The sequence below is a fragment of the Microbacterium sp. SGAir0570 genome (assembly GCF_005491085.2).
Taxonomy (GTDB): Bacteria; Actinomycetota; Actinomycetes; order Actinomycetales; family Microbacteriaceae; genus Microbacterium; species Microbacterium arborescens.
Genome location: NZ_CP027929.1, coordinates 2646140 through 2663465, shown reverse-complemented (window position 1 = coordinate 2663465; position 17326 = coordinate 2646140). Strand labels below are relative to the sequence as shown.

The 17326-nt window shown below is 71.4% G+C and carries 15 protein-coding genes and 1 pseudogene; 6 read left to right on the top strand and 10 right to left on the bottom strand.

What is annotated here, in order from left to right; all coding sequences use genetic code 11:
- Window positions 1-32: 32 nt before the first annotated feature.
- Together C1N74_RS12670 and C1N74_RS12665 are read right to left on the bottom strand one after the other, a co-directional pair.
- The gene (locus C1N74_RS12670; protein WP_137750650.1) at window positions 33-950 is read right to left on the bottom strand and encodes an N-acetylglucosamine kinase; all 918 of its coding nucleotides are present in this window, start codon (window positions 948-950) and stop codon (window positions 33-35) included.
- The gene (locus C1N74_RS12665; protein ID WP_137750649.1) at window positions 947-1927 is read right to left on the bottom strand and encodes an acetylxylan esterase; all 981 of its coding nucleotides are present in this window, start codon (window positions 1925-1927) and stop codon (window positions 947-949) included. Before C1N74_RS12665 ends, C1N74_RS12670 begins: the two co-directional genes overlap by 4 nt.
- 115 nt (window positions 1928-2042) lie before the next feature.
- Here C1N74_RS12665 and C1N74_RS12660 point away from each other — a divergent pair, with 115 nt between their 5' ends.
- A complete protein-coding gene (locus C1N74_RS12660) occupies window positions 2043-4259 on the top strand; it encodes an NADP-dependent isocitrate dehydrogenase (protein WP_137750648.1) in 2217 nt (738 codons plus the stop codon).
- Window positions 4260-4334: 75 nt separating this feature from the next.
- On the opposite strand, the gene C1N74_RS12655 is transcribed toward C1N74_RS12660, so the two are convergent.
- From C1N74_RS12655 to C1N74_RS12645, 3 genes are all read right to left on the bottom strand, one after another.
- Window positions 4335-4787 (bottom strand): GNAT family N-acetyltransferase, encoded by a 453-nt coding sequence (locus C1N74_RS12655; RefSeq protein ID WP_023955643.1) that lies wholly within the window; start codon window positions 4785-4787, stop codon window positions 4335-4337.
- A 68-nt stretch (window positions 4788-4855) separates the two neighbouring features.
- A complete protein-coding gene (locus C1N74_RS12650; protein ID WP_064955730.1) occupies window positions 4856-6295 on the bottom strand; it encodes a L,D-transpeptidase family protein in 1440 nt (479 codons plus the stop codon).
- A 122-nt stretch (window positions 6296-6417) separates the two neighbouring features.
- Entirely contained in the window at window positions 6418-6855 is a 438-nt protein-coding gene (locus tag C1N74_RS12645; protein WP_023955636.1) for a hypothetical protein, read from the bottom strand.
- Window positions 6856-7028: 173 nt separating this feature from the next.
- Here C1N74_RS12645 and C1N74_RS12640 point away from each other — a divergent pair, with 173 nt between their 5' ends.
- The 5 genes and pseudogenes from C1N74_RS12640 to C1N74_RS12620 all read left to right on the top strand — a co-directional run.
- The gene (locus tag C1N74_RS12640) at window positions 7029-8177 is read left to right on the top strand and encodes an ROK family transcriptional regulator (RefSeq protein ID WP_071919188.1); all 1149 of its coding nucleotides are present in this window, start codon (window positions 7029-7031) and stop codon (window positions 8175-8177) included.
- A gap of 95 nt (window positions 8178-8272) precedes the next feature.
- A complete protein-coding gene (locus C1N74_RS12635; protein WP_064955728.1) occupies window positions 8273-9532 on the top strand; it encodes an extracellular solute-binding protein in 1260 nt (419 codons plus the stop codon).
- A 64-nt stretch (window positions 9533-9596) separates the two neighbouring features.
- Entirely contained in the window at window positions 9597-10535 is a 939-nt protein-coding gene (locus C1N74_RS12630; RefSeq protein ID WP_137750647.1) for a carbohydrate ABC transporter permease, read from the top strand.
- Window positions 10532-11497 (top strand): carbohydrate ABC transporter permease, encoded by a 966-nt coding sequence (locus tag C1N74_RS12625; protein WP_023955628.1) that lies wholly within the window; start codon window positions 10532-10534, stop codon window positions 11495-11497. Before C1N74_RS12630 ends, C1N74_RS12625 begins: the two co-directional genes overlap by 4 nt.
- A pseudogene (locus tag C1N74_RS12620) lies at window positions 11494-12249 on the top strand (ROK family protein); the annotation flags it as partial. The gene C1N74_RS12625 and the pseudogene C1N74_RS12620, both read left to right, overlap by 4 nt.
- A 116-nt stretch (window positions 12250-12365) precedes the next feature.
- Here the strand turns inward: C1N74_RS12620 and C1N74_RS16675 are convergent.
- The 5 genes from C1N74_RS16675 to C1N74_RS12595 all read right to left on the bottom strand — a co-directional run bounded on the left by C1N74_RS16675 (window position 12366) and on the right by C1N74_RS12595 (window position 17304).
- Window positions 12366-12779 carry an NUDIX domain-containing protein gene (locus tag C1N74_RS16675; protein WP_162815276.1) on the bottom strand — a complete coding sequence of 138 codons (414 nt, stop codon included), beginning with the start codon at window positions 12777-12779 and terminating at the stop codon, window positions 12366-12368.
- Complete coding sequence (locus C1N74_RS12610) at window positions 12776-14143, bottom strand: FAD-binding oxidoreductase (protein WP_023955622.1); 1368 nt, start codon at window positions 14141-14143, stop codon at window positions 12776-12778. The genes C1N74_RS16675 and C1N74_RS12610 overlap by 4 nt, the downstream gene beginning before the upstream one ends.
- The gene (locus tag C1N74_RS12605) at window positions 14140-14538 is read right to left on the bottom strand and encodes a YrdB family protein (RefSeq protein ID WP_023955620.1); all 399 of its coding nucleotides are present in this window, start codon (window positions 14536-14538) and stop codon (window positions 14140-14142) included. The genes C1N74_RS12610 and C1N74_RS12605 overlap by 4 nt, the downstream gene beginning before the upstream one ends.
- Window positions 14539-14599: 61 nt before the next feature.
- Complete coding sequence (nagA, locus tag C1N74_RS12600; RefSeq protein WP_137750646.1) at window positions 14600-15760, bottom strand: N-acetylglucosamine-6-phosphate deacetylase; 1161 nt, start codon at window positions 15758-15760, stop codon at window positions 14600-14602.
- Window positions 15748-17304 (bottom strand): family 20 glycosylhydrolase, encoded by a 1557-nt coding sequence (locus C1N74_RS12595; protein ID WP_137750645.1) that lies wholly within the window; start codon window positions 17302-17304, stop codon window positions 15748-15750. Before C1N74_RS12595 ends, nagA begins: the two co-directional genes overlap by 13 nt.
- Window positions 17305-17326: the final 22 nt, after the last annotated feature.

The following is a 17326-nucleotide window of genomic DNA, read 5'->3' as shown; positions in this document are numbered from 1 at the left end:
CGCGGGCGCGATGCGTTCTCGGTGGCGGCGGCTCAGCCGGCGCGGTGGGTGACCGCGGCGAGGGGATGCGCGGTGTCGAGATCGGCGAGGGCCATCACCCCGTCGATGCCGACGCCGACGGGGTCAACCAGCCGCACCGACGCGTCGCCGGCGTGCAGGTCGGCGGTGAATGCCTCGAGCAGCGGTGCCGAGCCGAAGACACCGCCGATCGCGCACACCGGGAAGGTCTCCTCGTCGGTGCGGACCTGGGCGATCGCCGCGCGCACACTCTGCGCGAGCTCATGCGCGGCACGCACCGAGATGTCCTGCGCGACGGCGTCGCCGGCGACTGCGGCACGCGCGACGACGGCCGCGAAGCTCGCGACGATGCGGACTCGGTCGGGGTCGGCCTGCAGACTCATGTAGGCCTGCGACAGGTCCGGCCAGCGGTCCGAGACCGCCGCCGTCAGCTCGGTCGTCGGCCCCCGGCCGTCATAGGCGCGCATCACGGCATCCAGGGCCTCACGGCCGATCCAGTATCCGCTGCCGGCGTCGCCCATGATCCAGCCCCACCCGTCGACGCGAGCGGTGGTCTCCGCGCCGACGGCGAGCGTGACGACCCCGGTGCCGGCCGCGACGACAGCCCCACGCCGGTCGCCGAGCGCGCCGAGGAAGGACGTCGTCGAGTCGTGGGCGAGGACGACGCGGCGCACGCCGTGGGCCGCCGTGAGAGCGAGCATCGCGTCGGCGTCGGCATTCGCGTCGGTCAGCCCCGAGATGCCCGCGACCACCACGTCTGGCGGTGCGCCCGTGCGTGCGATCGTCTCGGCCACGACGGATGCGAGCTGGGGGAGGAGCGGCTCGCCGGTCCGGATGCCGGGAAAGAGCAGGTCGCCGCCGGATGCCGCAGCCGCGCGCACCTTGATCCCGCTCTGTCCCGCGTCGATCGCGAGCACTCGTCGTGTGCTCATGCGCTGCCGCCGAGCACACGACGCAGGAAGGCGGCCTGCGCCTCCCACTGGTATCCCTGGCCGCCCTCGTGCTCGTTGAAGGGGAAGACCGACATCTCCTTGTGCTCGCCGCGGTAGGCGTTGAACGCGGCGTAGACCGTCGAGGGCGGGCACACGGGATCGAGCAGTCCGACCGAGAACAGGGTCGGCGCGTCGGCGCGGCGAGCGAAGTTCACGCCGTCGAAGTACGACAGTGTCTCGAAGGCCCGCGCCTCGGCGCCGCGGTGCACGGCGAGCCAGCGCACGACCTCCTGGTAGGGGTCGCTGCCGGTGAAGCCGATGGCACGCTCGAAGTGGCAGAGGAAGGGGACGTCGGGCATCGCCGCGACGAGACCCTCGCTCAGGCCGGCTGCGGCGATCGCGATGCCGCCGCCCTGGCTGCCGCCGGTGACGGCGACCCGGGAGGCGTCGACCTCCGGCAGCGATCGCACGGCGTCGACCGCGCGCACCGCGTCGGTGAACACCCGCCGGTAGTAATAGGTCTCGGGCGACTCGATGCCGCGCGTCATGAAGCCGGGCACGGCCGGGCCCGAGCCGTGGGGGTCGGGGGTCTCGCCGCCGCTGCCCCACACGCTGCCCTGTCCGCGGGTGTCCATGACGAACGAGGCGTACCCCGCGGTGGCCCAGGCGAGCCGCTCGGTCGGCAGACCGCGTCCGCCGCCGTAGCCGACGAACTCCACGACCGCCGGCAGCGGCCTCTCGCGATGCGCGGGGAGGATCAGCCACGCCTTCACGGGGTCGCCGCCGTACCCCGGGAAGGTCACGTCGTGCACGTCGACCGTCGCGTACAGCTCGGATGCCGCAGACACGGTCACCTCGCCGCCGGCCTCACGCGAGCCCGCGATCGTGGCGGACCAGAAATCGTCGAAATCGCTGGGCTCGCTCACCTCCGGGCGGTAGTCCTGAAGTTCGGCGAGCGAGAGATCGAAGCGCGGCACGCGCTCACCCTAGCGCGAAGCCCGCAGGCGTGAGAGATATCTCGACATCGAGAGAACCACGCCCGTGCGATACGCTGAGGATCGACCCTCGACGCGCTTTTTGGAGAGACGACACGTGCCCGACTCGACCATCATCTACACGTACACCGACGAGGCGCCGGCACTGGCCACCGCCTCCTTCCTGCCCATCGTCGAGGCCTTCGCCGGTGCGGCCGGCGTGGCCATCGAAACCCGCGACATCTCGCTGGCGGGCCGCATCCTCGCCGCCTTCCCGCAGAACCTCACCCCCGAGCAGCAGGTCGGCGACGCCCTGGCCGAGCTCGGCGGCCTGGCGACGCTGCCCGAGGCCAACATCATCAAGCTGCCGAACATCTCGGCCTCGATCCCGCAGCTGAAGGCGGCCATCGCCGAGCTGCAGGCCGCGGGGTACGACATCCCGAACTACCCGGACGAGCCGCAGAACGTCGACGAGAAGGACGTCCGCGCGCGCTACGACCGCATCAAGGGCTCCGCCGTGAACCCCGTGCTGCGCGAGGGCAACAGCGACCGCCGTGCGCCCCTGTCGGTGAAGAACTACGCGCGCAAGCACCCGCACCGCAACAAGCCGTTCGCCGAGGGGTCGAAGACCCGCGTCGCGACGCTGGGTCACGACGACTTCAAGTCGAACGAGACCTCGACGGTCATCGAGGGCGACGACGTCCTCGCCATCCGCTTCACGGCTCAGGACGGCACCGTCACCGAGCTGAAGTCGGGCCTGAAGGTCCTGCCGGGCGAGGTCGTCGACGCGACGTTCCTCTCGGCCGCGGCCCTCGACGCATTCCTCGCCGACACCGTCGCGCAGGCCGCGTCGGACGACGTGCTGTACTCGGTGCACCTGAAGGCGACGATGATGAAGGTCAGCGACCCGATCATCTTCGGCCACGTCGTGCGCGCCTTCTTCGCCGACGTCTTCGCGCGCTACGGCGAAGACCTGGCCGCCGCCGGCCTCACCCCCAACGACGGTCTCGGCGCCATCCTCGCGGGGCTCTCGCAGCTCGCGAACGGCGACGAGATCCGCGCGGCCTTCGAAGCGGCCATCGCCTCCGGCCCGCGCCTGTCGTACGTCAACTCCGACAAGGGCATCACGAACCTGCACGTGCCCTCCGACGTGATCGTCGACGCCTCGATGCCCGCCCTCATCCGCAACGGCGGCAAGCTGTGGGGCGCCGACGGCGGCGAGGACGACACGATCGCCGTCATCCCCGACTCCTCCTACGCCGGCGTCTACCAGGCGACGATCGAGGACGTCATCGAGCACGGCCCCCTCGACCCCGCCACCATCGGCTCGGTGCCCAACGTCGGTCTGATGGCTCAGGCCGCCGAGGAGTACGGCTCGCACGACAAGACCTTCGAGATCCCCGCCGCGGGAACCGTCGAGGTCGTCGACTCGTCGGGCGGTGTCCTGCTGTCGCACGAGGTCCAGGCCGGCGACATCTGGCGTGCGACGCAGACGAAGGATGTCGCGGTGCGCGACTGGGTGAAGCTCGCCGTCACCCGCGCGCGTGCGACGGGCGTGCCCGCGGTGTTCTGGCTCGACGAGAACCGGGCGCACGACGCGAACCTCATCGCGAAGGTGAAGACCTACCTCGCCGACCACGACACCGACGGCCTCACGATCGAGATCCTGGCTCCCGCCGACGCGACGCGCTACTCGCTCGAGCGCATCCGTCGTGGCGAGGACACCATCTCGGTCACCGGCAACGTGCTGCGCGATTACCTGACCGACCTCTTCCCGATCCTCGAGGTGGGCACGAGCGCCAAGATGCTCTCGATCGTCCCGCTGCTGGCCGGTGGTGGTCTGTTCGAGACCGGCGCGGGCGGTTCGGCTCCGAAGCACGTGCAGCAGCTCGTCGCCGAGAACTACCTCCGGTGGGACTCGCTGGGCGAGTTCTTCGCCCTCGCCGCCTCGTTCGAGCACCTCGCCGAGTACACCGGGAACGCTCACGCGAAGGTGCTCGCCGACACGCTGGATGCCGCGACCGGAACGTTCCTCGAGCAGGACAAGTCGCCGGGCCGCGCGCTGGGCACGATCGACAACCGCGGCAGCCACTTCTACCTCGCGCTGTACTGGGCCCAGGAGTTGGCGGCTCAGACGGTCGACGGCGAGCTCGCCGCGGCCTTCGCTCCGGTCGCCGAGGCTCTCGCCGCGAACGAGTCCACGATCGTGGAAGAGCTGATCGCGGTGCAGGGTTCGCCGGCCGAGATCGGTGGCTACTACCGTCCCGACGCCGAGCTGGTCGCCGCCGTCATGCGCCCCTCGGCGACGCTCAACCGCATCATCGACGGGCTCTGAGCTCTTCTCGATACGGCGGAACGCCCCGGTCGCTTCGGCGTCCGGGGCGTTCCTCGTCGTGCGTGGGGGAGTCCGTCAGAAGCGGATCTCGGCGACGACCTCGCCGTACTCGGTCTCGTCGACAGGTGTGAAGCCGACGCGCGTGAAGAACGCCTCGGGGCCACCCTCGCCCGCCTCGTAGATCACGTTGAGGCAGTCGAATCCGCGCATGCGCGCCTCATCGACCAGTTGCTCGACGGCGAAGCGTCCGACACCGCGGCCCTGGTCGTCGGCGTCGACGTTGATCCGCCACAGCACGGAGCGGAAGTGCTCGTGCGGCGCGTCGGGGTCGAAGCCGGCGCTGACGAAGCCGACGACCTCGTCGCCGTCGAGGATGACGCGCTGCCAGGACGTCGCCGGGTCGACCACGGTCGCGGCGATGGCGTAGCTCTCGGGCACGACGAAGCGCTCCTGCCCGGGCTTCAGCGACAGGTTGTTCACCGCGACGATCGTCGACGCCGACAGTTCTTCCACTCGGAGGTCAGCCATGGTCACAGGCTAACGGTGATCGATCCGCCGCGCATCGGTCGATCGGACGATGAGACGGGATGCGCCGATCAGGCGTGGACGTAGACGTCGGTCCCGGCGACGGCCCACTCGTAGATCTGGGCCGCGCGCGAGTCGGGCATGCCGACGCAGCCGGCGCTCATGCGATTGCCCCAGTTGCTGTGCCAGTAGACGCCGTGGAACGCCTGGTCGCCGTTGAAGTACATCGCCCACTTCACGTCGGGCTGCACGTAGCTGACGCCCGAGTCGGCCGCGGTGCCGCGCATGTCCTGGCGCGGGGTCTTCCACCCGATCGTGTAATAGCCGGTCTGCGTGTCGGCGCCGGGGCGGCCGGTGGAGACGAGCCACGAATCGACGACGACGCCGTTCTCCTTGAGGTACAGGCGCTGTTCGCTCAGGTCGACCTCGAGCAGGCGGGTGATCGTCTCGGTGGTGACGGGAACGACCTCGACCGGCAACCGATAGGCGGCATCGCCCGTCGCGAGCTGTTCGGCGAACCCGGCGGCGATGCCGTCGGTCGAGGTCAGCGTGCGGCCGTCGAGACCGGCGTCGGAGTCGTCGATGATCTCACCGGCGGCATTGGCGAACACCACGCCGTTCACCGGCGCGCGATCGACGAGCCCCGGAAGCGTGTCGACGACGGGCTGGATCGCGGCGGCGTCCGCCGTGATCTCGAACGAGCCGTCGTCCTTCGTACCGATCGTGAGCCAGCTCGCGGCCGTCGCGCGGTCGACGGGCACCGTGCGCTCGTCGCCGACGTAGAAGCCGACGCCGTCGAGCATTCCGTTGAGCGAAGCGGCGGCCTCCTCGGCAGCGGCGGTGGTCGTCAGTGCGGACACGGGGGTCAGCTCGGGGTCGATGACGGCCTCGGTCGTGCCGGAGTCGAAGGCGCTCTGCAGGCCCGCGCGGGCCGCCTCGGGATCGACTCCCGCGCCGGGGACGTCGGGACTGACGACATACGACGTGCCGTCGAACGAGAGGGAGGCCGGCGTGGGCTCGACGTACAGGTCGCCTGCCGCGCTGCGCAGAGCGTCGGTGGCAGCCGCCTCGTCGAGCGTGATCGGTGCGTCGATGGGGTCGCCGAACCACTGCGTGATGTTCCAGGCGGGCCGGGCGTCGAAGGCCGAAGTCGCGAGGGCGGTGCCGTCGACCTGCGCTCCGAGGTCGGCGCCCGAGATGCTCGCGCCGCCGTCTCCGAGGGTGACGGTGGTCTGGTCGAGACGGTCCTGCACGGCGGATGCCGCGGCGCCGGGCGTCATGAATCCGACCGGGACCCCCGAGATGGTCGTACCGGGGGCGATCAGGAAGAATGACGCAGCAGCGGCACCGAGGGCGACCACGCCGACGGGGACGCCGATCCACAGGCCGAGGCGCCGCTTCTTGCGCGCCGGCTCGACCGGTGCCCACTCGACGCGCTGTCCGGGATCGCTCGAGAGCACGTCCGACTCGGCCGTGCTCTCATGATCGTGCTTCGACGCGACATCCGTCACCGCTGTACCCCCGTCTGCGCGTTAACGCGCACTCGGAACTCATGGTACGCGACACCGGTCCGAGAGCGGCCTGAGTGAAACCAGAGCGTTATGCAGCGGCGCGAACCCGATCGCGCCCGACGTCAGTTGGTGCCGCAGAGGTCGGTGTACGTGTCGATGCTGCCCTGCACGTCGCTCAGCGCCGTGGTGAGCTCGGTCGCCCGATCGGTGTCGCCAGCGGCGACGGCTTCCATCGAGTCGGCGGCCGAAGAGAACGCGGCCTGCAGATCGGGCAGGATGCCGGACACCTCCGCGTTCGTCACCTCGGCGGCCGCGTCGCCCATGCCGTCCGAGATCGTCCGCAGTGCGCCGGCCGCGGCGGCGGGGTCGGAGGGGTCGATCTCTTGGATGCCCTGCGTCGCCTCGGTCATGACGTCGTTGACCTGCGTGCACGCCTCCTCGACCGACTGGGTGCTGGCGGGGCTCGCGCCGCCGGCTGCAGAGTCGTTTCCTCCGGTGCAGCCGGTCAGGGCGACGAGTGCGAGAGCGGTGACGGCGAGGGCGGGCAGGCGACGGTTCATGGGGGTTCTCCTCGGGGCGGCGATTCCTCCACCCTACGGAGGAGCAGCGCTCGAACGTTCCCCTTGACATCGGCCGGGGATGCGGAGCGCGGATGTAACAGGTTTGTAAACATCACTAGCAAACCCCGGCCCGCGGGTTGTGCGCGACCCATTCGTAAGGTCTACTAACAAACATGACGAACACCGAGACCGAGGCCCCGCGGCGCACGACGCGCACTCGGCGCCCGGGCGCGAAGATCCTGCCCGAGCACGCTCGGGCGCACAATCGCGCACTCGTGCTCGAGCGGCTCTTCCACGGGGGAGCGATGAGCCGCGCCGACCTCGCGCGTGAGACCGGCTTGACCCGCGTCACGATCTCGGACCTCGTCGCAGAGCTCATCGGCGACGGCTTCGTCGCCGAGCAGGGCACGCGCGAGGCCGCGGGCCCGGGCAAGCCCGCCATCCTCGTCGATCTCGCCCGCGACGGGCACCGCATCGTCGGCCTCGATCTCTCGGGCAATGACCACTTCACGGGGGCCGTGATGACCCTCGACGGCGAGATCGTGGCCCGTCACGAGGTCGTCGTGCCCCGCGACCGCGCCGCGATCCTGCCGGCGGTCGTGGAACTGGCGCGCACGCTGGTGCGCGACGCGCACGCTCCCGTGCTCGGCGTCGGCGTCGGCACCCCGGGTGTCGTCGACGCCGCGGGGGTCGTGCTGGCGGCGCCGGGCCTCGGCTGGGAGGAGGTCGACCTCACCGGCATCCTGAGCGAGGCGGTCGGCGTGCCGGTACTGGTCGCGAACGACGCCAACGCCGCGGTGCTGGCGGAGCACACGTTCGGCGGTGCCGGCGACGACATCATCCTCGTGAAGGTCGGCCGCGGTGTCGGTGCGGGCCTGCTCACGGGTGGCGACCCGCTGCGCGGCGCGCGCTCGGCGGCCGGTGAGATCGGACACGTCACGGTGGGCACCGACGGCGGCCCCGACTGCGTCTGCGGCAAAGTGGGATGCCTCGAGGCCTGGATCTCGGTTCCCTCGCTCTCCGCCCGCATCGATGCCGGCGACGCGGACGACCGCGAAGGACTCCTGCGCGACGCCGGTGAGCGCCTGGGAATCGCCCTCGCGCCGATCGTCGGCGCTCTCGACCTGTCGGAGGTCGTGCTCTCCGGCCCCGCGGAACTTCTCGACGGGGCGCTCGCGAGCGCCGCGGCCGAGACGGTGCGCACCCGCACGCTCGCCACGTTCCACGACGAGCTGCAGGTGCGGATGACGGAGCAGGGACAGGACATCGTCCTGCGCGGTGCTGCCGTCATGGTCCTGTCAGGGCGCCTCGGCGTCTCCTGACCTCGCTCCACAGCTCCATAGCCCCACCTGCACCACCCGCTCCACACCCGGACGAGCCCATCCGACTCGTCGACACCAGAGAAGAAGGAATCACCATGAAGAAGAGCCTCGGAGCACTGTCGCTCCTCGGTGTCTCCGCCCTGCTGCTCGCCGGTTGCGCGAGCGGCGACGCGGGACAGAGCGCCGAGACCGGAGACCTGACCGTGTGGCTGGTCGGCACCGACACGCCGCAGGATGCGCGCGACTACCTCAAGAAGACCTTCGAAGCCGAGAACGAGGGCTGGACGCTCACGATCGAGGAGAAGACCTGGGCAGACACCGCGGACAACTATGTGGCCGCGCTGTCGTCGAACGACGCGCCCGACCTCGTCGAGGTCGGTAACACGCAGTCGCCCGGCTTCATCGACCAGGGGCTGTTCCTCGACATCTCCGATCTCGAGGCGGACCTGGGCGGCGACGAGCTGCTGCAGAGCTTCGTCGAGCTCGGGTCGGCAGACGGCAGCCTGTACGCCGCTCCCTATTACGCGGGGTCGCGCATCGTCTTCTACTCGCCCTCGTCCTACAGCGGCGAGGTGCCCACGACGCTCGAGGAGTACGTCGCCGACGGCATCGCCGCGACGACCGCCACGAAGTCGGGCATCTACGCCCCCGGCAAGGACTGGTACAACGCGTTGCCGTACGTCTGGGCGAACGGCGGCGAGATCGCGACGCAGGACGGCGACACCTGGAAGGGCGGATTCTCCAGCTCGGGCGGCATCGCCGGTCTGACGATGCTCCAGGACGTCTACCAGAACGCGACGATCGCGCCGGCCGACGCCGACGAGACCGACCCGCAGGTTCCGTTCTGCGCCGGTGAGATCGGCTTCCTCTCGGCTCCGGCGTGGGTGAAGTGGTCGATCCTCGCGCCCGCCGACGACGCGAAGGCCCCGGGCTGCCCCGAGACCGCCGGCGCCGACCTGAAGGCGTTCGCCCTCCCGGGCATGACCGCCGGCGAGGTCGCTCCCGTCTTCGCGGGCGGCTCGAACATCGCGATCGCGGCGAAGTCGGACGCGCCCGACAAGGCCGAGGCCGCGCTGAAGATCATCCTCTCGGAGGGCTACCAGAAGATCCTCGCCGAGAACGGGCTCATCCCCGCCCTGACCTCGTTCGCCGAGTTCCTGCCCGACGACGAGATCACGGCCGAGGCCGCGAAGGCCGTCGCATCATCGAAGGCCGTGCCGGCGAGCCCGAACTGGTCCGAGGTCGAGTCGTCGGGTGTCATCAAGGACGCCCTCGTGAAGATCGCGCAGGGCGGCGACGTCACGGCGATCGCGACCGAGCTCGACGGCCAGATCGAAGCGATCCTCAACAAGTAGTCGAGCGTCGTGGGGCGCGGGGCCGGGCTCCGCGTCCCACGACGATCGCAGAGAGGGCAGGACGATGACTAACGTCCTCACGCGCACGCCGACCCCGCGAGAGCGGGCTCGCCGCCGTCGCGACAACGTCGGCGCGCTGACGCTCCTCGGCCCCTCGCTCATCATTCTCGGAGTGATGGTCGGGTATCCCGCCGTGCTGATGCTCGTGCAGTCGTTCACGGACTACGCCATCCGCAACAAGGTGCAGGGCACGCTTCCCGACTTCATCGGGTTCGAGAACTACCTCGAGGTCTTCACGCAGTCCGACTTCCCGGCCGTCCTCGTCCGCAGCCTCGGGCTGATGGTCGCGATGACCGTGCTGATCGTCGGGCTCGGCGCCCTGGTCGCAGTGCTCATGACGCGCCTCCGGCGCGGCTGGCGCATCCTCGTCTCGCTCGGTCTCCTGCTCGCCTGGGCGATGCCGCCGCTCGCGGCGACCACCGTCTGGGGGTGGATCTTCGACTCGCAGTACGGCATCGTCAACTGGGCCCTCAACACCATGACGGGATCCACCGACTGGACCAACCACTCGTGGCTGGCGAACCCGTGGTCGTTCTTCTTCGTCCTGACCATCATCGTCGTGTGGCAGGGGGTGCCCTTCGCCGCTTTCACCCTGTACGCCGCGCTCGGCCAGGTGCCCGCCGAGGTGCTCGAGGCGGCATCCCTCGACGGCGCGGTCGGGTGGCAGCGGTTCCGCCTCGTGGTGTTCCCGTACCTGCGCAACGTCGTCACCGTCGTCGTCGTGCTGCAGGTCATCTGGAACCTCCGCATCTTCACGCAGGTCTACGCGCTGCAGCAGCGCGGCGGCCTCATCTCCGAGACCAACGTGCTCGGCACCTACATCTTCCGGCAGGGACCGGGGGAGTTCGGCGTCACGAGCGCGATCGGCGTGCTCATGGTCGTGCTGCTCCTCGCCCTCTCGTGGGGATACATCCGCACCACGCTCAAGGAGGAGGAGCTGTGAGCACCCAGGTCACCCCCGCGACCCAGCTCGGCACGATCGGGGTCGACGAGGTCGTCGGCGAGGTGGGCCGGGCGAAGCGTCCCCGGCCGCGTTCGCTCGCCGTCCGACGACCGCCGCGTCGCCGCATCCTCTCGCGAGCAGGGCTCAACCTCGCCGCACTCGTGGTCTTCGTGTGCTCGGTGTTCCCGGTGTACTGGATGCTGAACATGTCGTTCACGCGCGGCGAGAGCATCATCAGCCGCACACCGAGCTTCCTCCCCTTCGACTTCACGCTCGGCAACTACGCCACGGCGTGGACGCGCGAGGCGGCCCCGGGGCAGACCGACTTCGTGCACGGGCTGCTCTCGTCGACCCTCGTGACCGTGGGCGTGCTCGTCATCACGCTGGTGCTGGCCTTCCTCGCCTCGATCGCCGTCGCCCGCATCCGCTTCCGCGGGCGGCGCTCGTTCATCGTCGCGGTGCTCATCGTGCAGATGATCCCCGGCGAGGCGATGATGTTCACGATCTACGGCATGATCGACGACTGGCGTCTGATGAACACCCTCATCGGCCTCGGAATCGTCTACGTCGCCGCCGTCATCCCCTTCACGATCTGGACGCTGCGCGGATTCGTCGCGGGCGTTCCGGCCGATCTCGAAGAGGCGGCCATGATCGACGGCTGCACTCGCACCCAGGCGTTCTGGAAGGTGACGTTCCCCCTGCTCGCGCCCGGACTCGTCGCGACCGGCATCTTCGCCTTCATCCAGTCGTGGAACGAGTTCACGATGGCGCTGCTGCTCATGAAGGGCTACAACCTGACCCTCCCGCCGTGGCTGCTGTCGTTCCAGTCGGCGACGGCCGCGACGAACTGGGGCGCGGTGATGGCGGCATCCACTCTCATCTCGATCCCCGTCGTGATCTTCTTCCTCATCGTGCAGGGGCGGATGTCGGGCGGGCTCGTGTCGGGGGCCGTGAAGGGATGACGCTGCGCATCGGTGTCGACGTGGGCGGCACGAAGATCCTCGCCGTGTCCGTCGACGATGACGGCGGCGAGATCGCCCGCCGTCGTCGGCCGACAGGATGGGGCGGGGATGCCGTCGCCGACGGTATCGCGGCGGTCGTCACCGACCTCGCGGGGGCGGCGCCGGAGGTCGCCGTCGGCGTGGGCGTGCCCGGGCAGATCCGGCCCGGCAGCGGTGTCGTCGAGCATGCCCTGAACCTCGGGGTCGACCGGTACGACCTCGCGGGAGCCGTGGCGGCGCGGATCGGCGTCCGGCCGGCGATCGACAACGACGTGCGGTACGCGGCGGTCGGGGCGCAGGCGCTTCGTCCCGCGGGCGGATCGCTCGCCTACCTCAACCTCGGAACCGGCGTCGCCGCGGGCATCGTCGACGAGACGGGGCCCCGGCGCGGCGGGCGCGGCGCGGCCGGTGAGATCGGGCACATCCCCATCGATCCGAACGGTCCGCGCTGCCGCTGCGGACAGCGCGGATGCATCGAGGCGTTCTCGGGCGGCGGAGCGGTCGCCGAGCGATGGGGCGGTTCCGCGCCGCTGCCCATGCTCGCGGTCTTCGACGCCGCGGATGCGGGGGACGAGCGGGCCGCCGGCATCCGCGCCGACGTGGTGCGCGGCGTCGAGGCGGCGGTCCGGCTGCTGGTGCTCACGACCGATGTCGACGCGGTCGTCCTGGGCGGGGGCGTGTCCGCGCTCGGCGACCGGCTCCTCGTCCCGGTGCGGACCGCGCTCGCCGCATCCGCCGGCGCGTCGCCGTTCCTGCGGTCGCTGCGTCTGGACGAGCGGGTCGAGCTCGTGCCCCGCGATGTGCCGGTAGGAGCGCTGGGGGCCGCCGTTCAGGCCCAGGCGAGCGGGAGCAGATGCTCGGTGCTGAGCGGGGCGAGCGGCAGCGTCGCGGCCTCGGAGGCCGTGAGCCAGCGCGCCTCGGCGATCTCGGCGGCGGCGCTGACCGACGCGGGATCGAGCGTGACCGCGAACGCCTCGGCGATCACGCGGAAGCCCGGCTCGTTCGCGGCATCCGACTCGAACCGCCCGAGATAGGTCAGGTCGTGCTCGGCGACGACGACGCCCAGCTCCTCGTGCAGCTCGCGCACGAGGGCGGAGCCGGCCGACTCGCCCGGCTCGGGCTTGCCGCCGGGAGCCATGAACCGCTCGGTGCCGCGCTTGCGGACGAGGAGCGTGCGCGCGTTGCCGTCGGTCACGACCGCCGCGCTGACGTGGACCTCGCGGGCGGGGGCGGGCCCCGTCACGACGCGAACACCTTTCCCGGGTTCAGGATGCCGGCGGGGTCGAAGACCCGCGCGATGCGTCGCTGCAGCTCCCACTGGTCGTCGCCGAGCTCGTCGGCGAGCCAGCGTCGCTTCAGGACGCCGACGCCGTGCTCGCCGGTGAGGGTGCCGCCCAGGCGCAGAGCCGACCGGAAGAGGTCCTCCGCCGCCTCCCAGATGACCTCCGGGACCTCGTCGCCGTCGAAGATGAAGTTCGGGTGCAGGTTGCCGTCGCCGGCGTGGCAGACGGTCGGGATCGTCAGACCAAAGCGCTCCTCGATGCGGGCGATCTCGTCGAACATCGCGGGCAGCGCGCTCCGCGGCACCGAGACATCCTCGATGAGCGCGGTTCCCAGCGTCTCCATCGCGGGATGCATCGACCGCCGCACCGTCCACAGCTGCTGAGCCTCGGCGTCGTCGGCGGCGAGGCGCACCGTGCCGCCGGACGCGGCGAGCACCGCGACGACAGCCTCCGCCTCGGCCGTCGCGCCCGGGCCGTCGGTCTGAACCGTCAGCTGCGAGGCGCCGGGCGTGGGGGCGGAAAGCCCGAGGAGGCGGTGCGAGGCGGCGAGGGATGTCGCGTCCATCAGCTCCATGATCGCCGGCTGGATCCCGGCTGCCGTGACCGCCGATGCCGCGACCGCGGCGGAGCGGACGTCCGTGAACGTCGCGGCGATCGTGCGCGCCTCGCCGGGGACGAGGCGGCGGAGCTTCAGCGTCGCGGCGACGACGACGCCCAGAATGCCCTCCGAGCCGATGACGAGCGAGGTCAGGTCGAGGCCCGTCACGCCCTTCACGGTGCGGTGTCCGAGACTCATGAGGCGGCCGTCGGCCAGCACGAGGTCGAGGCCGAGGACCGCATCTCGCACCACTCCGTACTTCGCGCAGAGCAGGCCGCCCGCGCCGGTGGCGATGTTGCCGCCGACGGTGGAGATGTCGCGGCTCGCGGGATCGGGTGCCCACCAGAGCCCGTGCTGCGCGAGTGCCGCGTTCAGCTGCCCGTTGAGGATGCCGGGCTCGACGACGGCGATGAGGTCGTCGGGGCGGACCTCGAGAATGCGGTCCATCGAACGCAGCGACAGCCCGATCTCACCGGCGCCCGTGTTCGCTCCGCCCGCCAGACCGGTGCCGGCGCCACGCGGTACGACGGGGGTGCCGGTGGCGGAGGCGATGCGCATCGTCGCCTGGACGTCCTCGACGGTGCGGGCGTGGACGACGGCGAGGGCCGATCCGGATGCCGCCTGGCCCGACTTGTCCGCCCGAGCGGCGGCCCGACCGGCATCCGAGACGTCGACGCGGTCGCCGAGTTCGGCCACGAGCCGCGCGACGACGTCGGGAGCGGTCATGACAGGCGCCGGCGCCCGGCGATCACGCCGCAGGTCACCGCGATGACTCCGAACACCAGGCCGATCCAGGCCTGGTCCATGCTCCACCACGCGATGGTCGCCGAGGCGTAGACGAACAGCTCGACGAGAGCGCGCACGAACGGGTGCACCATGAGCACGGCGCGGGGCGAGACGAACAGAGCCCATAGGAGGATCGCGACGACGGGGGCGCCGATGCCGAAGACCAGGTTGAGAGGGAAGTCCCATGCCGCGAAGCCCCAGATCGCGAAGGTCGCGAAGGCGAAGAGCTGGCAGGCGAAGGCGAGGAGCTCGATCGCCGAGAGAGCGCGTCGCGTGCCGGCCGCCTGCTGCGGCGCCTCGGGGGTGGCGGGACGGACGTTCGGCAGTTCGGACATGCCTCCGATTCTAGGCGCCGGCCTCACGTCGCCGACCCGGGAGCGACCTCGGGCGAACGGGTCACGCGCGCCCGGTCCAGACGCGACGGACGCGCAGGTCGGCATCGAGGAGGACCGCATCGGCTGGGCTGCCGATCTCGAGCGTGCCGAGGTCGGGACGTCCGATCGCGCGCGCCGGCGTGGACGTCAGCGCCGTCACGGCCACCGGGAGCGCCACGCCCGCGGCGACGGCCGTCCGCAGCGCGGCATCCTGGGTCAGGGTGGAGCCGGCGATCGTGCCGTCGGCGAGCCGCGCCACGGCGTGCTCGACGCGCACCGCGAGCGCCCCGAGCACGTAGTCTCCGTCGGCCGATCCGGCGGCCGCCATCGCGTCGGTCACGAGCGCGATCCGCCCGGGGGCGGCGGCGAAGGCGATCCGCACCACTTCCGGGGCCAGGTGCACGCCGTCGGCGATGACTTCCAGCGTCACCCGCGGGTCGGCGGTGGCCGCGCCGATCGGACCGGGCTCGCGGTGGTGGAGGCCCGGCATGGCGTTGAAGGCGTGCGTGAGGATCGTCGCGCCGGCGTCGAAGGCCCGCCGCGCGGTCTCGGCATCGGCGTCGGTGTGCCCGACGGCGACGGCCGCACCCGCCGCGACGATGCGCTCGATCGCGGTGAGAGCGCCCGGCAGCTCGGGGGCGAGCGTGACCTGTCGGACGGTGCCGCGACCGGCCTCGAGCAGCCGGGCCACGGCGTCGGCGGCGGGGCGGACGAGCAGCTCGGGGTCGTGTGCGCCGTGGTGCCCGGGATCGAGGAACGGCCCCTCGAGATGCGAGCCCAGCACCGCGGCATCCGTCTCCGCCAGATCGGCGACGGCGGCGACCCGGCGGGCGAGGTCGTCGACGGATGCCGTGACGAGCGAGATGACCGCCCGCGTCGTGCCGTGCGCGCGATGCAGCTCTCGGGCCACGCGGATCGCCTCGGCGCCGTCGTCGTACGCCGCGCCCCCGCCACCGTGGCCGTGGATGTCGATGAAGCCGGGGGTGAGCGTGGCGCCGGGGCCGGCGACGTCGGCGCCGTCGAGAACCTCGTCGACCGGTTCCTCGGCTACGGCATCCCGCCACGCTGGCCCGGTGCCGCGCGCGGCGACCCGGCCGTCCCGCACGACGAGCCAGGAATCGGCGATCTCGCGACCGTCGTCGACGAGCCGGACCGAATGGATGACGCGGTTCAGAGCGTCCATGACACCTCCGGCGACGCGGGAAAGCGGATGCCGAGCGTCGTCCACAGTGGTCCGAGTCCGCCGACCCGCTTGCGGAAGGACTCCCAGGTGCGGCCGGCCGCGGTGCCCGCCGGAACCGACCAGGCGGCTTCGGCGGCCGCCGCGACGCGGGGGAAGGCGAGCGCATCGATGTCGTCGAGGTCGCGGACGGTCTCGGTCCACAGCGGCGCCTCGACGCCGAGGATGTCGTCCTCCGAGATGCCGGGAACGATCTCGCACGGCTCCCAGGAGTAGGCGCGTTCGAGGCTGGTCGGACCGTTCGCCCAGGTCAGCCCGAGAGGAGAATCGGCAGCCGGCTTCATGTCGAGGTACACGGCGTCGGCGGGGGAGAGGATGACGCGGCCGCCGCCCGCGACGAAGGCCCGCGCACGTTCGTCCGCGCCGTCGGTCGGCGAGACGAGGCCCCAGTACTGGCCGATCGTTCCGGGCGCGAGATCCGCGGCGACGCCGGCCTCGTGCCAGGCGATCGGCGTCTTGCCGAGGTCGGCGATGACTCGCGAGGTGCGGGCGACGAAGGCCGCGAAGTCTGCCGCGGGGGTGCCGTGCGCCTCGTCACCTCCGAAGTGGAGGTAGGGGCCGGGGGTCAGCTCCGCCAGCTCCGTCAGGATGTCGTCGACGAAGGCATCGGTCTCCGGGGCGCCGATGCGCAGCGACGAGAAGCCGACGCCCATTCCCGTATACGTCTCGCCGGCGACGGGAGTCGGGCCGCCCGCGGCGTCCCACCCGTCCAGCGCCGGTGGCGCGGCGACCTCGGGGTAGGCCAGGCCGACGGCGTGGGTGTGGCCGGGCATGTCGAACTCGGGCACGACGGTCATGTGGTTCGCCGCGGCGTGAGCGATGATCGCGCGATAGTCGTCGGACGTGAAGAAGCCGCCGGCCCCGCCGCCCACCGCGCTCGCCGCCGCGCGGGCGGTGAGCTCCGGCCGGCGGGTCAGCGCGAGCCGCCATCCCTGGTCATCGCTGAGGTGCAGGTGCAGGACGTTGAACTTCAGGCTCGCCGCCCGCTCGAGGTAGGCGGTGACCGTCGCGACGTCGTGGAAGTGGCGCGCGACATCGAGCATGACGCCGCGGTACGCGAAGCGGGGGGCGTCGTCGATGTCGACGCCCGGGATCACCCAACCCTCGGGCGAGCCGGTGATGAGCTGGCTCAGGGTCTGCACGCCGTAGAACAGTCCGGCCGCGTCGGCACCGCGGACGGTGACGCGGTTGTCCGCGACGGTCAGCCGGTACGACTCGGGCGGGCCGTCGCCGTCGACGGTGACGTCGATGACGGCGCGGCCGGGCTCCGCGGTGCCGGGCTCTGCGGTGCCGGGCTCTGCGATGCCGGGCTCCGCGGAACCGGGGGATGCGGTGAGGTGGAGGCCGGTCCGGGTCAGGATGAGCCGGTGCAGGACCCCCGCGGCATCCGGGTCTCCCGTCACGGAAACGGTATGAGTCAGGGCGAACGTCACCCCCTTCGCGGGCGTGACCGAGGAGGGCAACGGGACCAGCGGCAGCGACGTCATCGCGCCCCTATCTGTAAGGGTG